Annotated in this window: 10 protein-coding genes; all 10 read left to right on the plus strand. The window is 48.0% G+C overall.

What is annotated here, in order from left to right:
• Window positions 1–182 precede the first annotated feature (182 nt).
• The 10 genes from EC604_RS17210 (at window position 183) to EC604_RS17250 (ending at window position 18,257) form a co-directional block, all read left to right on the plus strand.
• Entirely contained in the window at window positions 183–3,899 is a 3,717-nt protein-coding gene (locus EC604_RS17210) for a SwmB domain-containing protein (RefSeq protein WP_151458084.1), read from the plus strand.
• A gap of 266 nt (window positions 3,900–4,165) precedes the next feature.
• Window positions 4,166–6,889, plus strand: a complete 2,724-nt coding sequence (locus EC604_RS17215) for a stalk domain-containing protein (RefSeq protein ID WP_123065330.1) — start codon at window positions 4,166–4,168, stop codon at window positions 6,887–6,889.
• A gap of 47 nt (window positions 6,890–6,936) precedes the next feature.
• Window positions 6,937–8,097, plus strand: a complete 1,161-nt coding sequence (locus EC604_RS17220; RefSeq protein WP_090922925.1) for a sensor histidine kinase — start codon at window positions 6,937–6,939, stop codon at window positions 8,095–8,097.
• A gap of 4 nt (window positions 8,098–8,101) precedes the next feature.
• A complete protein-coding gene (locus EC604_RS17225; protein ID WP_063567747.1) occupies window positions 8,102–8,824 on the plus strand; it encodes a response regulator transcription factor in 723 nt (240 codons plus the stop codon).
• A gap of 235 nt (window positions 8,825–9,059) precedes the next feature.
• Window positions 9,060–9,452, plus strand: a complete 393-nt coding sequence (locus tag EC604_RS17230; protein WP_123065331.1) for a hypothetical protein — start codon at window positions 9,060–9,062, stop codon at window positions 9,450–9,452.
• 716 nt (window positions 9,453–10,168) lie between these two features.
• Window positions 10,169–10,501 carry a hypothetical protein gene (locus tag EC604_RS30585; RefSeq protein WP_240036988.1) on the plus strand — a complete coding sequence of 111 codons (333 nt, stop codon included), beginning with the start codon at window positions 10,169–10,171 and terminating at the stop codon, window positions 10,499–10,501.
• Window positions 10,455–12,359: a DEAD/DEAH box helicase gene (locus EC604_RS17235; RefSeq protein WP_240036986.1), complete on the plus strand. Its 1,905-nt coding sequence runs from the start codon at window positions 10,455–10,457 to the stop codon at window positions 12,357–12,359. The genes EC604_RS30585 and EC604_RS17235 overlap by 47 nt, the downstream gene beginning before the upstream one ends.
• Window positions 12,360–12,955: 596 nt before the next feature.
• A complete protein-coding gene (locus EC604_RS17240) occupies window positions 12,956–13,399 on the plus strand; it encodes a ComF family protein (protein ID WP_151458086.1) in 444 nt (147 codons plus the stop codon).
• Between the two features lie 321 nt (window positions 13,400–13,720).
• On the plus strand, window positions 13,721–17,689 hold the full coding sequence (locus EC604_RS17245) for a fibronectin type III domain-containing protein (RefSeq protein ID WP_151458087.1): 3,969 nt from the start codon (window positions 13,721–13,723) through the stop codon (window positions 17,687–17,689).
• Between the two features lie 160 nt (window positions 17,690–17,849).
• On the plus strand, window positions 17,850–18,257 hold the full coding sequence (locus EC604_RS17250) for a TIGR03826 family flagellar region protein (protein ID WP_123065335.1): 408 nt from the start codon (window positions 17,850–17,852) through the stop codon (window positions 18,255–18,257).
• Window positions 18,258–18,365 lie beyond the last annotated feature (108 nt).

The following is an 18,365-nucleotide window of genomic DNA, read 5'->3' on the forward strand; positions in this document are numbered from 1 at the left end:
CTTTTTTAATCGTGGACTTTTGTAGCCCAGTAATACTGAAAGATAATTGCACCCAACAAGTTATAAATTAAATGTAAAATACATCCAAATAACTAACAGTTATTCCTTCTATAGCCGACATACATATAGAGGTCTGTATACAGACATAAGGACTAAGGATTGAGGGGAAAGGATGGGTGTTTGTGAAGAATTGGGCCCGTAAGGGATGGATTGCACTATTAATCGTTATGTTAATGACACAGGGTTTGCTAGGCGGCTGGACAGGTGGAAATACCGCTTATGCCGCAGGAGATCTGCCTGCGAAAGGGATCGGGGCGACGATACCGCTGTTAAACGCGACACAGGTGGATGGAACGCAGCCGCTGAAGATTGAATTCAGCAATCCGGTGAGAAAGGTAATTGGGACACAAGAGAAAATCATCATTCACCGACTTTCAGATAACTCCATGGTGCGTGAAATCAATATCACTGATCCAACAGTAAGTATTACACCTGATAATGTAGCTGTCGATCCAGATCTGGGAAAGGTCGTTACAATTACGCCTAGTTCTGCGTTGCCAGGTGGCAGTTTCTATGTTTCCATTGGCAATCGGTCTTTTGTATATGCGGATGGTCAGACTTTTTTTGAAGGAATGGATAAGGAGTGGACCTTCCATGTAGCTGCTGTAAATCCGGCCAAACTGCTGAATCGATCACCGCAAATGGCATCTACGGGCGTATCGCCTTCAGCAAATCTCACATTGACCTTTGATCAAGCGATGTCTAGAGGTACGGGGAAGCTGCAAATTTATCAAGGAAATGAAGTGTTCGAAGAGGTGGACGCGAATTCTTCGCAAATTAGTTTTAACAGTTCACAAACCATTGTGACGATTGACCCTGTTCGAAACTGGGCAAATAATAGCACCATATACATAGCTATACCCGAAGGTTTTTTCCGTGATGCGCTTGGCAATGACATTGCCGCGATCCAGCGAATCGACTGGGGCTTCAATGTGATCTCTGATCCATCAGCTATCACGGTAGCTACGCTGTCTCCAGCGAATGGAGCAACAGGTGTCGCTCTTAACACTGAGCTGAATGTAACCTTCACCAAAGAGCTGGATACGAGTTATTCTGCACAAGCCATCCTGAGAAGCTCGAACGGGGGTACGGTGAACGCAACAACGATTATTAACAGCTCGAACAACCGTCAACTGCGTATCATTCCACAATCCAGTCTGACGAGTAACACGACGTATACGGTGGATATTCCGGGTAACGTCTTCCGGGATCGTTCCGGCAATGTATTTACAGGTTTAAACGGGACAACCTCGTGGACGTTCAGAACCTTGTCTGCTGACACGACACCACCAGAACTTAAAACGGCAAAAATGTACAGCAACACGATTATTCGCTTGACGTATGATGAATGGTTATCTACGTTTGACCCGCTGCCTTCCAGCTTTGCAGTGACGGTCAATGGAGAAAACCGTAGTGCAAGTACGGCATATGTTTCAGGGGATAGCGTATATGTTGTGCTGGATACAGGTGTCGCTGTGGGGCAAGTTGTGAAAGTATCTTATACAGCCCCGGCGACAACTACACGCAGAATTCAGGACTTGTCCCTGAATGCAGCGGCCTCCTTCTCGGCAAGAGATGTGGAGAATGGGCTGGATTCCATCATGTCCAAACCTCGTGAAGGTATGGCATATACAAATAGCATCGTTCTCTATTATCCGGAGACAGTATATATCAACTCGAGTGATGCGTATAAACAGTTCAGTGTTACTGCCGATGGCAAGAACATTGGCGTAAGCAGCATTTCAACCAACACTAGCTCACAAGTTACGTTGAGCCTTGGTTCTTCAATCAGCAATGGTGAGGTGGTAAGAGTATCGTATCAGCCAGGTGACCAGCCTGTAAAAGATAGTCGCGGGCAGCCGCTTGCAGGGTTCAGCGGTTTCTATGTACGTAATAGCAATGATTCGAAGCCTCCTGTCTTCCAGAAGGCTGAAGTTAACGCGAACAAGCTGTGGATTTATTACAATGAGCCGCTAAACCGGTTAAACAAACCGATGAACAATCAATATTCGGTACTGGCAGATGGCAAAGCGATCTTTGTGAACAATGTGGACATCGATGATGATCTGGTGACACTCACGCTGGCAACACCAGTGACAAGTACACAAGTGGTGACATTATCTTATGTACCGGGAGCCTCTCGTTTGACGGATCTGGGGAACAATCAGGCCGCGTTGCTGGATCTTGTACCTGTGACACAGACTTTCGGAAACGGTACAATTCTGTCCGGCATTCTGCAGGGGGATACTATTCAGATTAACTTTCGAAACGCATTAAAATCAGAAGCGGTGTTAACTCCCTCACAATTCAGAGTACAGATTGGCAATGAAGTCGTTCCGGTTAGCTCCGCCTCGGTTAACGGGTCTGTTGTGACAATTAAACTCTCTAAAGCTACTCAGGCCGGACAGGTTGCTACAGTGACGTACACCCCAGGCGGTGTTCAGCTTAGAGATGCTTTGAATACAGAAGTGGCCGCGTTCGGACCATTGACGTTGCAAGAGAAGACAGCGAGTACAACGCCAACGGATAATACATCGGTAGGACTCCCAGCCTGGCTTACGGAGCGTAACGCAAATAACTCCGGTTTTGCTCAGAGTATGTTAATTCTGAGTACAGATGCAGCAACAGCTAAAACGGCAGCATCTCGTTATAACCGAACAACACAGCAGTACACTCTGGATGAAAATAAACTTGAACAGGCGTTCAATTATGCGTCGAACAGCTTTAAGCTGAATCAACCGATCATATTTGAGGTCCCAACAACGAGTGAAGCAGCCTATGTGGGTATTCCATTTCATAAGCTCTCCCAACTGGCAGGGAAATATCGTACGGGTACGATCGGGGTCAAATATAAAGACAATGTATGGATGGTTCCTCTAGCAGATCTGAAGTTTGTATCTATGGGACAAAGTGCGGGAATCACAACGGCTCCAGGGACAGCTACCCTGTACGTACAGATGGAGCCTGTACCAAGACTTTCAGCAGGTGCCATGGACTTCATGTTATCGAGATCCAACGCTCAGAGTCTGGGAGAAGCAACAGAAACCTATGTTACGCTCTTTAATGGAAACACGGAGAAGAGTGTAGAGCAAAATATTAAAAGTCAATATATAACCAAGGTGCCTGGAAACACATCCACACTGTTAACGACCTTGACAGCGATTGATCCTAACTCACAATCGTTATCATATATACCGACGGCTTACCGGACCTCTCCGACAGGGATCGTAGCACGTGGTTTGTTGGATGGAAATCGCGTGATCGCACCGATTACCCATCTGGTCAGCTTCCCGAAAGCATCGGATTGGTCCAGGGAAGCATTAACGGAACTCGCTTCCAAATGGATTATCACTTCAGATAATCTGGACAAGTATAATACCAAAACCAATATCACCCGTGCCGAGTTTGCTGAATTCGTAGCAAAAGGATTAGGGCTCAAACCGGATGCTTCTGCAACACAATTTACTGACCTTGGTAGAAGAACTGAGACCAATGGATATATCGGTGCTGCCGTGAAGGCACGTATAATTCAGGGTGTAGGCAACGGGAAGTTTCAGCCAAACAGCCCGATTACGCGTGAACAGATGGCGATTATGCTAGTCAACGCCATGGATTACGTAGGGCAGCCTCCGGCACTTCAGGAAAAGGCAGAGGATACACTGAAGGTGTTTAAGGATAAAGACAAGATTAAAGGATCCAAGGATTCTGTAGCCAAAGCTGTGCAAACAGGCATCATCCAAGGAAACCAAGATAAGACGTTCAAGCCTTTGGGTAAAGCGACCAGAGAACAAGCAGCAGTGATGTTAAAACGAATGTTGAATCGGATTGGTTATCTGTAGACATATAGAGCTGGATTCAAAACCTATTCAATATCTGGGTTTAAATATCAATACACAGGATGATTCCCAGGTATGGAGGACTTACTCGATACCTGGGTATTTTTTTACCAGAAAAGCCCTTAATATTCATGATTAACGTAACTTTTTCTACAAAAAACAGTCTATTAATAGAAGAGTATACTAGGGATCACGCTATGAGACTGTCACTCGGCAGGATCTGTGTGATATCTAAGATTGATATACAAGATGGGAGAGACGTTTCAAACATGCTGGGGAAACATGGGAAACAGCTGGAAGACGTTAAGTACAACAAGGCAAAGAAATGGGCAATTGTAACGCTGGCAGGTGTAATCTGGATTGCACCTGTGATGAGTGCAGGTGGACAGCTGTGGTCAGGAACTTCATGGCAATCCGTAGCCGAGGCGGCATCGACGAATACGAGCAAGCTGAGCGAAGAGATTTTGACTTCGGGTGCGAAGCTCATGAAATACAGATATACGACAACACGTTCAGGTTCGAAGGTGAATGTGCTTGCCGATGTGATCCAGGTGGATCTACAAAATCCGTACGTGAAGTTAGATGTAATGACAGGCAAAGGGAATAAATTAAACAGTAAACAAAGCACTGGTGGTATGGCAAAGGAAAACGGCGCAGTCGCTGCGGTGAACGGGGATTATTTTAACGTGTCTGGAGAAATGTCACCGATCGGCGGTCAAGTCTCTGACGGAGTACTGGTGTCTACGCCTTCGGAATTGAAGGGCATGTACGCCCTCACGGTAACTAAAGATGGAAAGCCGATGATCGATGAATATTCATTTGACGGCACAGTGAAGGCACAGGATGGTTCAACCTTCGCTCTGCGTGGGATAAATAAGGAGGACTATACGGTTGAAACGGGATCGGGTACATACAGCCATGCGAACTCCATGTATATTTATACACCTGCATGGACGTCGACCAAACGTCCGAATGATCCTTCTACCACGCCGACGGAGGTGCTCGTACAGAATAATGTCATCACGCAAATTTCGGATAAAAAGGCGTTAAATATGACTGTACCGTCAGACGGGTATATTTTGCGTGCACACGGTACAGCGGCCACATGGATTATGAGCCACTTGTCTGTTGGGCAGACACTGGGAGCAGATTACAAGCTGGTCGCCAAAACGACAGGACAGTCGGTTGATCCAAGTAATCTGGAGATGATGATTGGTGGTCACACGATTCTGGTCAACGGAGGCAAAGCGGCGTCCTTTTCAAGGGATATTGCTTCTTCGGGGATCGGAGGTGTCCGTGCCAGAACGGCTGTCGGATACTCTCAGGATGGGCGATATGTGTATATTATTGCAGCCGAGAAAAACAGTAACAGCAGCGGCTTGTCTTTGACCGAACTGCAGTCATTTATGACCAGTATCGGGGTATGGAAAGGCATGAACCTGGACGGCGGCGGATCAACAACCATGGTTACACGTCCGCTAGGTGAACAGTCCGCAAGCCTCACATTTAATACCGAGTACGGTACCGAGCAGCGTCAAGTAGTTAATACTCTTGGTGTGTTCTCAACGGCACCTGAAGGCAAACTGAAAGGTTTTGCAGTAAGCGGTAACCAGACGTTGCTCGCAGGTCAGGAGGGGAAGTATGCTGCGAAAGGGTATGACACGTACTATAACCCGATTGCCACAGGTAATATTCCATTGACCTGGAAATCCAGCAATAACGGCATTGTCAGCGTCAGCAACGGAACGATCAAAGGTGTGAAGCCAGGTACAGCTACATTGACGGCAACAAGCAACGGGGCTTCTTCTTCCATCAAAGTAACAGTGCTGGGTGGCAACGAACTGGCTTCATTAACTGCTGGATCTGGTCTTGGCTCACTCCAAGCGGGAACAACCGTCTCCATTCCGGTGACAGCTACAACAAAGAGCGGACAAAGCGTGACTGTACCAGCCGATTCCCTGACATGGGAATTCATCGGATTTAAAGGTAAAGTCGCTGGAGATCAGTTAACCGTATCCTCTGTTAATGACGGAGCACAGGTTGGTTATGCGATTGGCCGTTACGATGGTTACAGCACGGTTGTTGTACTCTCTACAGCAGCAAGCGAAACCATCTGGGAAAACTTCGAAAACGTGAACTATCCGATTAACTTCACAACAAATGCAGCAGGGGTGACAGGGTCGGCCGCAGTCGTGGCAGGAACCGATGAGAAGGCTGGCTCGAAGGTACTGCAACTCAGTTACGATATGACGGGTGGAACGGGTAAAATGTATGCTTATGCTCAGCTGAACGGTTCAACAGGCAAAGATGTATCAGCAACGGCAACCTCCATGTCGATGGATGTGATGGGCGACAAGAGCCTGAACTGGCTGCGTGCGGAATTCACAGATGCCAAAGGCAAAACGGTATATGCCGATCTTTCCAAAGCGATTGACTGGAACGGATGGAAGAAGGTTAGCGTAGACCTGAATGGCCTAAATATGGCTTATCCGGCAAAATTGAAGCGTGTATATGTCGTGAACGTGGAAGAGGGACAGGATGAGCGTGCGATGACAGGAACGGTTGCGTTTGACAACATTGCATTCACCATGCCTTCCAAATCCAGCGAAGTTGGATTGCCTACGGGTACAGCTTCATTGGTACTTGGACAGAAGTCGATGACAGTAAACGGGACAACAAAGACCATTGATGCAACACCGGTCCTTAAAAATGGAACAACGTATGTACCGATCAAACACGTACTGGATGCCTTTGGCGGACAGGCGAACTGGGACAGCAAAAATCAGCGGATTACTGTAATCCGCGGCAGCAAGCTGATCGATCTGGTGGTAGGTCAGAAAGAATTTGTTCTCAATGGCAAAAGACAGAGCGCAACGGTTGCACCTTACGTAAGCGGGGGTAGGACTTTAGTCCCTCTCAGACTCGTATCCGAGCAACTTGGGCTGACTGTAAAATGGGAACAGAACACGAAGACCGTTACCATCTCATCGTGATATGGTATGATATATACCGGAAACGATAGAAATGGAGTCGAACAAACGTGGATTTACAAGCCGATGCCATAGACCGCGTCATAAAAAACGCCATACAAGTCATGGAAAACAGCAAATATCAAATGTTTGAAATCATGGACTCCACTCGCGATGAGCTGAAGACGCTCAATGAGGAGCTCAAGTCAGTGCTGAAGGAAACGGCGGAAACGATCGAGAAAGTAGATCAATTGGAACTGAATTACCGCCGTTCCCGGATCCGGCTTACAGAGGTGAGCCGCGACTTTGTCCGTTATTCGGAGCATGATATCAAGCAGGCGTATGAAAAAGCGACGCAGCTGCAGCTGGATCTGATGATTTATCGTGAGAAGGAAATGTATCTAAAAGCCCGTCGGGATGATCTGCAGAAGCGTGCCAAAAATGTGGAAGCTTCTGTAGAACGTGCCGAGACCATTGGTTCACAGATGGGTGTTGTGCTAGAATACTTGTCAGGAGAGTTGGGTCAGGTGACCCGGATTATCGAGTCTGCCAAGAATCGACAAATGATTGGTTTGAAAATAATTTTGGCCCAGGAGGAAGAGAGGAAACGTATTGCCCGCGAGATTCATGACGGGCCTGCGCAGATGCTTGCCAATCTAGTGCTTAGGACGGAAATTGTTGAAAGAATGCTCATGAAGCAGGATTTTAAGATGGTTCAGGCCGAAATAGTAGATTTGAAAGGCCAGGTTCGTTCAAGTCTTGAAGAAATGAGAAAAGTAATATTCAATCTGCGTCCTATGGCACTGGATGATTTGGGATTGATTCCTACGCTTCGGAAGTATGTGCAGGATTTTGAAGTAAAAACAAAAATTCGGTCGCTTTTTGAAACAAGAGGCAAGGAACATCGTCTCTCTTCTGCAATGGAGGCTGCGATCTATCGTCTCGTGCAGGAAGGTCTGTCCAATGCTGCCAAGCATGCTTATCCCACATATGTTGTCGTAGAAATTACATACCAGGCTCAGCTCGTCAAAATTGTCGTACAGGACAATGGGCTTGGGTTCAAACCGGAGCTTCTTGCCAAGAAAAGCAAGGATCACAACCACTTCGGTCTGATCGGGATGAGAGAACGGGTTGAACTGTTAGAAGGAAGAATAGAGATTGAATCCGCAGAGAACCAGGGAACCAAAATAGTCATTCATATCCCGACAAACGTGGATAAGGGAAAGGAGTAGCAGGATGGAAAACCGTGATACTGGAAAAACATCAATTAAAGTCCTTTTGGCTGATGATCATCAGCTGTTCCGAGAGGGCTTGAAACGCATTTTAAATATGGAGGACGACATTGAGGTCATCGGGGAATGTGGTGATGGCATTCAAGTGCTCGAATTCTGTAATCAGGATAAACCGGATATCGTTCTGATGGACATTAACATGCCTGTTGAGAACGGCGTTGAAGCTACTGAGAAACTGCGCGAGCTGTTCCCGGATGTAAAAGTTATTATTTTGTCCATTCATGATGATGAAAGTTATGTATTCGAAACACTCCGTAAGGGAGCAAACGGATATTTGTTGAAAGATATGGAAGCAGAGTCACTGATCAACGCGATTCGTTCCGTTCATGAAGGTCATGCATTTATCCATCCTAAAGTAACGGGTAAACTGATTATGCAACTTCGTCGTATGACGTATCTTAACGAAACGGGTGCGATGAGCGAAGGTGCTTCGAAGGAAGCAGGCGTTAAATTTGTTGCTGGAGACAATAACCCGCTGACACGTCGTGAAGCTGAGGTATTGCGTTTGATGGCCGAGGGTAAGAGCAACAAGATGATTGGTGAATTTTTGTTCATCAGTGAAAAAACAGTTAAAAACCATGTCAGCAGCATTCTGCAGAAGATGGAAGTCGACGACCGTACACAGGCCGTTATTAACTCTATCAAATATGGCTGGGTTACGCTCTAATCTTGTAATGTTTAATGATCTATTCACTCGCGTCCTTTCCAATAGCTGGAATGGTTTGCGGGCTGATGGACTTTATCACTGTACATGGACAAAGTGTAAAGATGTACTGAACATTGGTTCAGGCGAGCGTCGACGGGTTGTTTGGCTGTAACCCTTCGGAATACGCAGCATATACTGCGGTATACAGGGATGTTCGCCATGGGTGAACATGACCTTCCGAGGAGGTGCAGTTGCCATGGTTGCTCATCTGACTATGATTCTGCTCATATACTTCCTGGCGGCAATGGCCGTTCATCTTATGCATCAGCGCCATACTTCCCGCCCGGAGTCCGAAGGCTTCGAGCAGATTTTGCTCATTCCTTCCAATCAGGTAGGACGGATTGAGGGCATCATTCGATCACTTTGCCTGGAATTATTATATCGTGGCAAGAGCTTTACATTAACGGTGGTCGCCGAGCAACAAGAGCAAGAGACGATCACGATTATTGAAAAGATCTTACAAAGACAAGGCATGGAGTTGTCTTATCTGCCAGCTGTGCCAGCAGAGCTTGAACATGCCGGGCAGAGGAATGGCGGCTATCGCCTCATTGATCTGCGTAGATCCAGTGATGAAGATGGGTGCAGATAATCCTCACATTTTACAATTTACAGATGTTGATATGCCGATTCGAGATGAGAAAGATTACAGCTTGGTGCTGTAATCTTTTTTTGTAATTGTAGCCAAGTCTGCCTTTAAATTGAATATGGGTTTTATTGCAATCTATGGTTAAAGACTGGATTTATTACTTCGGATGACGCTGAAGAAGCATTTTGAAGTCAGAAGTCTTAACTTAAAAGTATAGACTAATAAAACTGGAAAAAGTTGCGCATATACAAAGGAAAAATTCCGAATTTTTAAGGGAGAGCCTACGTGACGTTAAGGTTGTATTGACGGGCAGAAAGTAAAACCATATACTTGCTTTATATGAATATTCAGGATGATAGAGTCGAACTCTTGAAGAAGTATTCATTTCGAAGATGATTCAGGAAATGGCAACAGATCATGAATCAAGTACATATTTGAAAGTTATTGCTGTTGTGTTTTGGCGTGTGCAGTGATCAGAAGTGTGGATAAAGCAGCAACTGAAGGAACGTGATACGTTGAGATTGCTGGTGTATATGGCAATTCGCCGGAAACAACGTTTACTTCTGAAGTGAATGGACAGGCACTACAATCAGGAGAATTGATTTATATTCAATCTAGCACAAAAGGGTTACCAAAGTGGGATTGGGAACTAGGGATTGTTCTTAGGCGAAATCCTTGTAAATTAGGGAAGTAGAAATACTGTGATATGAAGAATGGACATGAAGCACATGCTCCGGCGAAGTCGTCGGTCAGCGTGTGCTTTTTTTCGGATACGAACAGGGGAGGGAAGAACCGATGCAGGTTGGGCTTTACGTGTACCGGGTGGGGGAAAAGTGGGGTATGGTCATGTCTCTCGACATCCAGGTGGATGTCATGTGGTGGCTGGAGGGCATGAGTGGATGGCGTGTGCAACAATGGCTGGTGTTAAGCATGCAACTTCCGTTAAGTCAGGCTTCGTGGCTGGTAGATCAATTCGTACCCGAGCGCAGCATGAATATGTGGCGTATGGAGGCGTGGCAAAGCTACTTGAATACAAAGCTGGACTTGTATGAGCATCTCTCGGGTGAAATAGAGGCAAGGCGAGCGTTAGCCGAACAGGTGGAAGTGCGAAGATGGAAGAATGGAAGTGGATTGGACAGAGGGGCAGACGATAAAAGGGGAAAAGGGATTGGCAGGGATGGTGGGCGAGGGACAGGAATAGGTACGGGAGCGGGTGCAGGGCCAGGGATAGGAATGGCGGCGGGAGCGTATTCGGGACTAGAAGAAGGGAGGGGGAAAGGGACAAGTACGGGAACAGGAATTGGATTAGGGGCGCGCAGAGGGACTGCTGCTACGCTTGAAGCTAGGGTTGGCGGGATGCCGAAGCCATATCCCGCCGAGTATTGGGCTCAGCTGGAGCAGTGCGCAGCTCTGCTGGCTGAGCGGATGAGCGGCCGCCAATTACTGGCGGCCGAGGCCGAGGCGCTGCTGGCGGCGGAGTCCGCCATGCCGCCTGGGGGCTGGCGCGCGGCTGCGCAGCTCGCACGCTTGCATGGGCGGCTGCAGATGACAGCCGCCCTCGAAGGGCCTACCACGCGCCGCCGGCTCGCGTGGCCCGGCCGCGCGCGAAGCGCGCCCCGCTGCCACCGCTGTGGCAGCGAAGCCAGGCAGCGCGTGCCCTGCGCTGCCTGCGGCCTGACGGCGTGCGCCTACTGCGAGGCATGCCTCGCGCTAGGGCGCAGCCGTGCTTGTGCGCTGCTGCTACGCAGTGCAGCGCAAGGGGCCGTGCCCGCACGCGGCGAAGCATCGCGTGGCACGGCCCTGGCCCCCACCGGCGGCGGACTCGCCCGGTGGGGGCTAAGCGCAGCGCAGAGCGCGGCTGCTGCCGCGGCGCTCGCGTTTTTGGCCCGGCCGCCCGCAGAGGATGGGCCGGGGCGGTTCTTGCTCTGGGCCGTGACCGGGGCCGGCAAGACCGAGATGATTTTCCCCTTAATCCAGCACACCCTGGATCAAGGGGGACGAGCGCTGGTCGCTACACCGCGCAGGGATGTCGTGCTGGAGCTGGCTCCGCGCCTTGCCAAAGCATTCCCAGACACCTCGCTCGCAACGCTCTATGGCGGAAGCTCGGAGCGCTGGAAAGATGCCCAGCTCACCCTGGCGACTACACACCAGCTCATGCGTTTTTACCAAGGTTTTGATCTGGTGATTATCGACGAACTTGATGCGTTTCCTTATCATAACGATCCCATGCTGGCCCACGCCGCTACATCTTGCTGCAAACCGGAGGGGCATTTCATTTATTTGTCCGCTACGCCGCCAACCCGTTTGCAACGTGAGGTCGCTTTGGGCAAGCTTGCTCATGCCAAAGTGCCTGTCCGCTTCCATCGACATCCGCTGCCTGTACCGAAGCTGATCAACATGCCTGCTGTGGCGCAATGCATCAGGCGCAAACAACTTCCACCCACCATTGTGAGGAGTATTCGAACTTCCTTACAACGTGATGCTCAGGTGTTTGTTTTTGTAACGCGTATCGCCCAGATTGAGGCCTTTGTGCAACTGATGCGCCGGACTTTTCCTACGATCTCGATTGAAGGAACTTCATCACAGGATGCGGAGCGGGCGGCCAAAGTCATTGCGTTTCGGGAACGCTCCATCCGACTGCTCGTGACAACCACCATCTTGGAGCGGGGCGTGACGATCCCGCGTAGCGATGTGTTTATTCTGGATGCAGACAACGGACTTTTCGACGAGGCTTCGTTAGTACAGATGGCAGGCCGGGCAGGGCGTTCCTTGGATGATCCGGCAGGCCGTGTCGTATTTGCTGCATCCCGCCGTACCCGTTCCCAAGTGAAAGCTGTATCCCAGATCCGCAAAATGAACGCCATCGCCCGCCGCAAAGGTTACCTGCGTCCGCCGGTTCCAAGATCATAGTCATCATTACATCAACATAATCATCTTAGCTTGAAAAGGATCACTGTAGACTAATCGTTTATGCGAACAATGATTTACTTCAGTGTCCAGCTTCCAATCAAAACCATTACACTGCTTCACAAGAGCACTAGTGCTCTTCGCACATGCTAACCGAACGTGTATTACATACTTTATGCTCGATACGGTCTCGTTATTTCGTTAAGAAAGGAGAAGCACCTCATGTTCAGTTATATTTCTCATCTCTTTGAGCGTGTTCAGCGTTTAAGAGGACAACTCCATAAGTTACTTGGCCCGCCGGGTTCACCATGTTTGACCTGTGGAACCCGTGCGGTGTTGTCTTCACGTTATCCGGGGATATGCCCGCGTTGTGTACAGCAGATTCCATGGATTCGTTCGATCCGTTGCCAGCGCTGTGGGCGTGGTGTAGGATGCCCTGACTGTGTGCGCCCGCATATGCAGAATCGCTCTTTCTTCTGCAATCGTAGCGCCGTTCAGTATAACGATCTCATGAAAGATTGGATAAGCATTACAAATTTCGAGGCTATGAGCGCTACGCCCCGCTGCTAACTGCTATGTTAACTCAAGCTTTTCAAGCGATGAGTGAAGAACTGACTCTTATATGTGAAAAAGAAACCAGGAAGCCGCTATGGCGACCGGATGCGGTCACGTATGTGCCCGTGAGCGACGAGCGCTTGGCCGAACGCGGCTTTAATCAGGCGGAGCGGCTGGCAGCAGGGCTTGCCATCACCGCTGGTTTGCCCTGTGTTGATCTGTTGCAACGCCAGATCAACACAGGGAAACAAAGCTTCAAGTCTCGCGCGGAGCGGTTCGAGACGATGAAACATGCCTTTTCTATCAAGCTTGATGAATTTGATTTCAGCCTGCTCAGGAATTACAGCAAGCCGTTTAAATTACTTTTAATTGATGACATCTACACGACTGGAAGTACGTTAGATGCTTGTGGGCATGTCATTTTACATGCCGCAAGTAAAGCGAGCGTAACGTTGGAAATTTATACACTCACTTTAGCCAGATCGTAGCCTCTCCTTATAAGGAGAAGTACGTACTATAAGAACGTTTATTCTAATATTAATAACTTTTTACTTGTAAAACTGTCCTTTTGTATATTTGAGCTTTATTAGTCCAGTTGTTTGATGATATTTCGATTGAAAGTGTTACAAGAAAAAATTTACATGTTAAAAAGAGGAATTGATGTTACTTCGTAGAATAGATAGTTCTGCCGTTCACCACAGGTGATTGTAGGAGTGGGGCAAACATATCTTTTGAAGGGGAGAACAACATTGGTTGCAGGGACAAGAAAAAAAGGTGTTTATTTATGGACTGTCCGTTTACTAGTATTGATGCTGGTATTCGGACATTTTGGTGTGTACGGGGGGAACCAGGCACATGCCGCAACGAGTAACAGGGTAGTTTCCAGCAGTTACGACTACCATTATGTCCTTACAGAGCAAGATGGAAATCTTCGTGTCAATCAAAAAGCAATTGATCTCCGATGGGCAAGAGAATATAAATTGAATGCGTCCGGATATTCATTTTCTCGAAGACAGGCCGTTACGGCAACAGTTCCAAAAATGACGAACGTAGCATTCGGTACATACACATCTACTTATGCTGGAAAAGTAGAAAAGGCGATCATGATCGATTTTTCAGAAATCTGGCACTATTACACGGTGATGGAATATAGACAATCCGGTACAAGCGTGGGGCAGTGGGATATATCTCATGTGGATGTCTTTGGATATGAAACGCCACGATATGTGCAAAACTTCGAAGCGACTCAGCTTAGTCTGGTTGTTAATGCGGATACAGGTGTTGTTGTCGATTTTGTCTCCAACCTTAACCCGTATTACACCCGCAAAGCAGAATCCTATAGTTTTGTGAAGGAATCGGCTACCAATCCTCCAATTACATCTATCCCGGAAATTCCGTTGAACTTAAGTGCCGCCGCTAGTGATGTTGCGGCCAATCTTGGATGGGGTGCTGCTAAACAGGCTGTCCAATATGAGATTGAAGAGAATGGGACCGTTAAAGGGCCATTTTATGGTATTGGTTATGCCGGCACTCAACTATCCCCAAACACTTCATATACCTACAGAGTACGCGGGGTGAATAAACTTGGAACAGGTGAATGGAGTGAACCTTATACGCTGACCACACTGCTGAAGAAACCTGTTCTGACAGTAACAGCAGAGGAAGGCAAGAATATAATTCAATGGGATGCGGTCGAGTACGCTGACCGTTACCAATTACAGATCGACGGCGGAACACCGCTTGAGCTTGGTAATGTTACTTCCTATGAGCATGGAGGGCTTGAAGCCAACTCTACGCATACGTATACGCTCAAAGCTTATTCGGCTACGAATGAGAGCGATTGGAGCGCAACTGTAAAACAGTTGACCGTACCTGATCGTGCAGATGGATTGAAGATAACGGATGCTACGTTAAACAAACTGTCATTATCTTGGAGTGCAGTAAAAGGGGCTACAGGCTATGACGTGGAGATTGACGGTACAATCGTTGCTGTCACTGGCACCACATACAATAAAACAGGTTTGACACCGAATACCGAATATACATTTAGAATCAGACCTAAAAATGCAGGTGGACCTGGAAGCTGGAGTGAGGCCATCACAGGAACGACACAGATGAGCACACCGGTTATTCAAACGAATGCAACACAAGAAGAAGTTATCCTTGTATGGCCAGCAATTGAAGGAGCTACTTCCTATGAAGTTGAGGCAGATGGAGTGATTATCGGAGGGGTAACGGAACCGATCTACACGCATACAGCGCTTAAACCGGGAACAGTGCACAAATACCGTGTGCGTGCCATTAATAGCAACAATATCAGTGCTTGGACTGCAGTAAAATCACAAACTACACTGCCTGACTCCGTCAGTGGTCTGGCCATTAACTCGGTAACCAATGCAGCGATAGCGTTAAAATGGACAGCTGTGACAGGAGCAACGGGCTATGATCTGGAGATCGATGGCACCGTTGTGGCGGTAACCGGGACAGCATATACGAAGAGTGGCCTCGCGGCGAACACCGATCACACCTTCCGCATCCGTTCGAAGAACACCGCGGGTGTAGGCGTATGGAGCGACCTGATCCGTGCAACAACACAGTTGAACACGCCTGTTTTGAAGGCTGCGTCGGAAGAAACAGCGATCAACCTGACATGGGCAGCGATTGCCGATGCAACGAAATATGAGATTGAAGCGGATGGCGCAGTCGTAGCGACGGTGGAAGAACCAAGCTATAGCCACACCTCTCTGTTGCCAGGTACAGCGCATAAATATCGTGTTCGTGCGTTAACGGAAACGAATACAAGCGCGTGGACAGTCGTTCTAACACAGAGCACGATTCCTGCATCTGTCAGTGGTCTGGCCATTAACTCGGTAACCAATGCAGCGATAGCGTTAAAATGGACAGCTGTGACAGGAGCAACAGGCTATGATCTGGAGATCGATGGCACTGTTGTAGCAGTCACGGGCACAGCATATACGAAGAGTGGCCTCGCGGCGAACACCGATCACACTTTCCGCATCCGTTCGAAGAACACCGCAGGTGTAGGCGTATGGAGTGACCTGATCCGTGCAACAACACAGTTGAATACCCCTGTTCTGAAAGCTGCGTCGGAAGAAACAGCGATCAACCTGACGTGGGCAGCGATTGCCGATGCAACGAAATACGAGATTGAAGCGGATGGCGCAGTCGTAGCGACGGTGGAAGAACCAAGCTATAGCCATACCTCCCTGTTGCCAGGTACAGCGCATAAATATCGTATTCGTGCGTTAACGGAAACAAATACAAGCGCGTGGACAACGGTACTGACGCAAAGCACGATACCTGCATCCGTCAGTGGTCTGGCCATTAACTCGGTAACCAATGCAGCTATAGCGTTAAAATGGACAGCTGTGACAGGAGCTACCGGCTATGATCTGGAGATCGATGGCACTGTTGTAGCGGTTACCGGCACAGCCTATACGAAGAGTGGCCTTGCGGCGAACACCGATCACACCTTCCGCATTCGTTCGAAGAATGCCGCAGGTGCAGGTGCGTGGAGCGACCTGATCCGTTCAACAACACAGTTGAATACGCCTGTTCTGAAAGCTGTGTCGGAAGAAACAGCGATCAACCTGACATGGGCAGCGATTGCCGATGCAACGAAATACGAGATCGAAGCGGATGGCGCAGTCGTAGCGACGGTGGAAGAACCAAGCTATAGCCATACCTCCCTGTTGCCAGGTACAGCGCATAAATATCGTATTCGTGCGTTAACGGAAACAAATACAAGTGCATGGACAACGGTTCTGACGCAAAGTACTATTCCAGCATCCGTCAGTGGTCTGGCGATTAACACCGTGACCAATGCAGCTATTGCATTGAAATGGACAGCTGTCACTGGAGCTACCGGCTATGATTTGGAGATCGATGGCACCGTTGTGGCGGTAACCGGGACAGCATATACGAAGAGCGGCCTCGCGGCGAACACCGATCACACTTTCCGCATCCGCGCCAAAAATGCAGCCGGAATCGGTAGCTGGAGTGAAATGCTGAATGCCTCTACGCAATTAAATCTGCCAACCGCTTTGAAAGGGGTGCCAGAAGAAACTTCGATTCTTTTGACATGGACTGGAGTTGCTGGGGCAACCAAATATGAAATTGAGGCAGACGGAAACAGCGTAGCAACCGTGAGTGACCCTTTTTACACTCACAGCGAGCTGCTCGGAGGAACTGCACACAAGTATCGCGTACGAGCGCTGACCGATACCAATGTGAGTGCATGGACAGCCGTGGTCTCCCAAACAACACTGCCAGGAAGTGTACCCGGTCTAACTGTGAATTCTGCAACAACCGCAGCAATTGCGCTAAAATGGAATGCAGTAATCGGAGCAACCGGCTATGATCTGGAGATTGACGGTACAATCGTGGCGATCAATGCTGTTGCCTACACGAAGAGTGGGTTTGCACCCAATTCAGAGCATTCTTTCCGTATTCGAGCGAAGAATGCTTCCGGTGTCGGAGCATGGAGCGAAATGATTACGGGAGTAACTCAATTGAGTGCAGCGGTACCTAAGGGAACAGTAGATCGGACAAGCATTACAATTACATGGGACAATGTAGCGGGTGCCACATCCTATGAGATTGAAGCAGACGGACAGATTGCTGCGATTGTTAGTGATCCAGCATTTATACATCTGGATTTATTACCTGCAAGTGTGCATAGATACCGTGTTCGGGCATTTAATGATCAGAATACGAGTGTATGGTCTTCAATTGTGAGTATTAGAACCTTGAATTAATGATATATAATAATTACAATTCCGGAGACGGGTTTGCGTAAACGTGCATCCTGTCTTCGTTTTTATTTCGTAAATAAGCTATGGACTTCATATGAGAAAATAAGGTAATGTATAGATATTATCTAGTCGGAAAAGGAAGTTTGAGAGGGGAGTTTTAGCGATGAATTTAGGGAATTGTCCTCGTTGCGGCAAATTGTATGCATTGAATTTTCGTGATGTGTGCTCGAACTGTATCAAGGAAATGGAGCAGGAATACCAGATCTGTGTAGACTATTTGCGCGAGAATAAAGGCGCCAACATACAGGAACTGTCGGATGCGACAGAAGTTTCAATCAAAACCATCACGAAGTTTATTCGAGAGGGACGGATTTCCATCGAAAACGCCCCGAATATGATGTATCCTTGTGAAGTGTGCGGAATGCTGATTCGTGAAGGCCATATGTGCGATTCCTGCCGTACTCGACTAACGAAAGACTTGGCTGGGGCAGCTCGTGAAGTAGGCCAGAAGGATAACAACCAAGTAGGCGGACGAACCTACAATGCCGTCGACAAACTGCGCAATTCATAGGAACGTGGTCTTAAATACGAATAATGCTATAACAAATGTTTTGGAACGTACCGATAAACTTATTAAAGATTATCGGTTTTTTTTATTATCCTACTCATTTCGAACACA

Origin of the sequence: Paenibacillus amylolyticus (assembly GCF_003719335.1) — a bacterium.
GTDB classification, from domain to species: Bacteria; Bacillota; Bacilli; order Paenibacillales; family Paenibacillaceae; genus Paenibacillus; species Paenibacillus amylolyticus_D.

Excerpts from the sequence above, each read along its gene's own strand:
- EC604_RS17245 (WP_151458087.1), top strand. The coding sequence starts at position 13,721 with ATGCTGGTATTCGGACATTTTGGTGTGTACGGGGGGAACCAGGCACAT.
- EC604_RS17240 (WP_151458086.1), top strand. The coding sequence starts at position 12,956 with ATGAGTGAAGAACTGACTCTTATATGTGAAAAAGAAACCAGGAAGCCG.
- EC604_RS17225 (WP_063567747.1), top strand. The coding sequence starts at position 8,102 with ATGGAAAACCGTGATACTGGAAAAACATCAATTAAAGTCCTTTTGGCT.
- EC604_RS17235 (WP_240036986.1), top strand. The coding sequence starts at position 10,455 with ATGGAGGCGTGGCAAAGCTACTTGAATACAAAGCTGGACTTGTATGAG.
- EC604_RS17250 (WP_123065335.1), top strand. The coding sequence starts at position 17,850 with ATGAATTTAGGGAATTGTCCTCGTTGCGGCAAATTGTATGCATTGAAT.
- EC604_RS17230 (WP_123065331.1), top strand. The coding sequence starts at position 9,060 with ATGGTTGCTCATCTGACTATGATTCTGCTCATATACTTCCTGGCGGCA.
- EC604_RS17215 (WP_123065330.1), top strand. The coding sequence starts at position 4,166 with ATGCTGGGGAAACATGGGAAACAGCTGGAAGACGTTAAGTACAACAAG.
- EC604_RS30585 (WP_240036988.1), top strand. The coding sequence starts at position 10,169 with ATGAAGCACATGCTCCGGCGAAGTCGTCGGTCAGCGTGTGCTTTTTTT.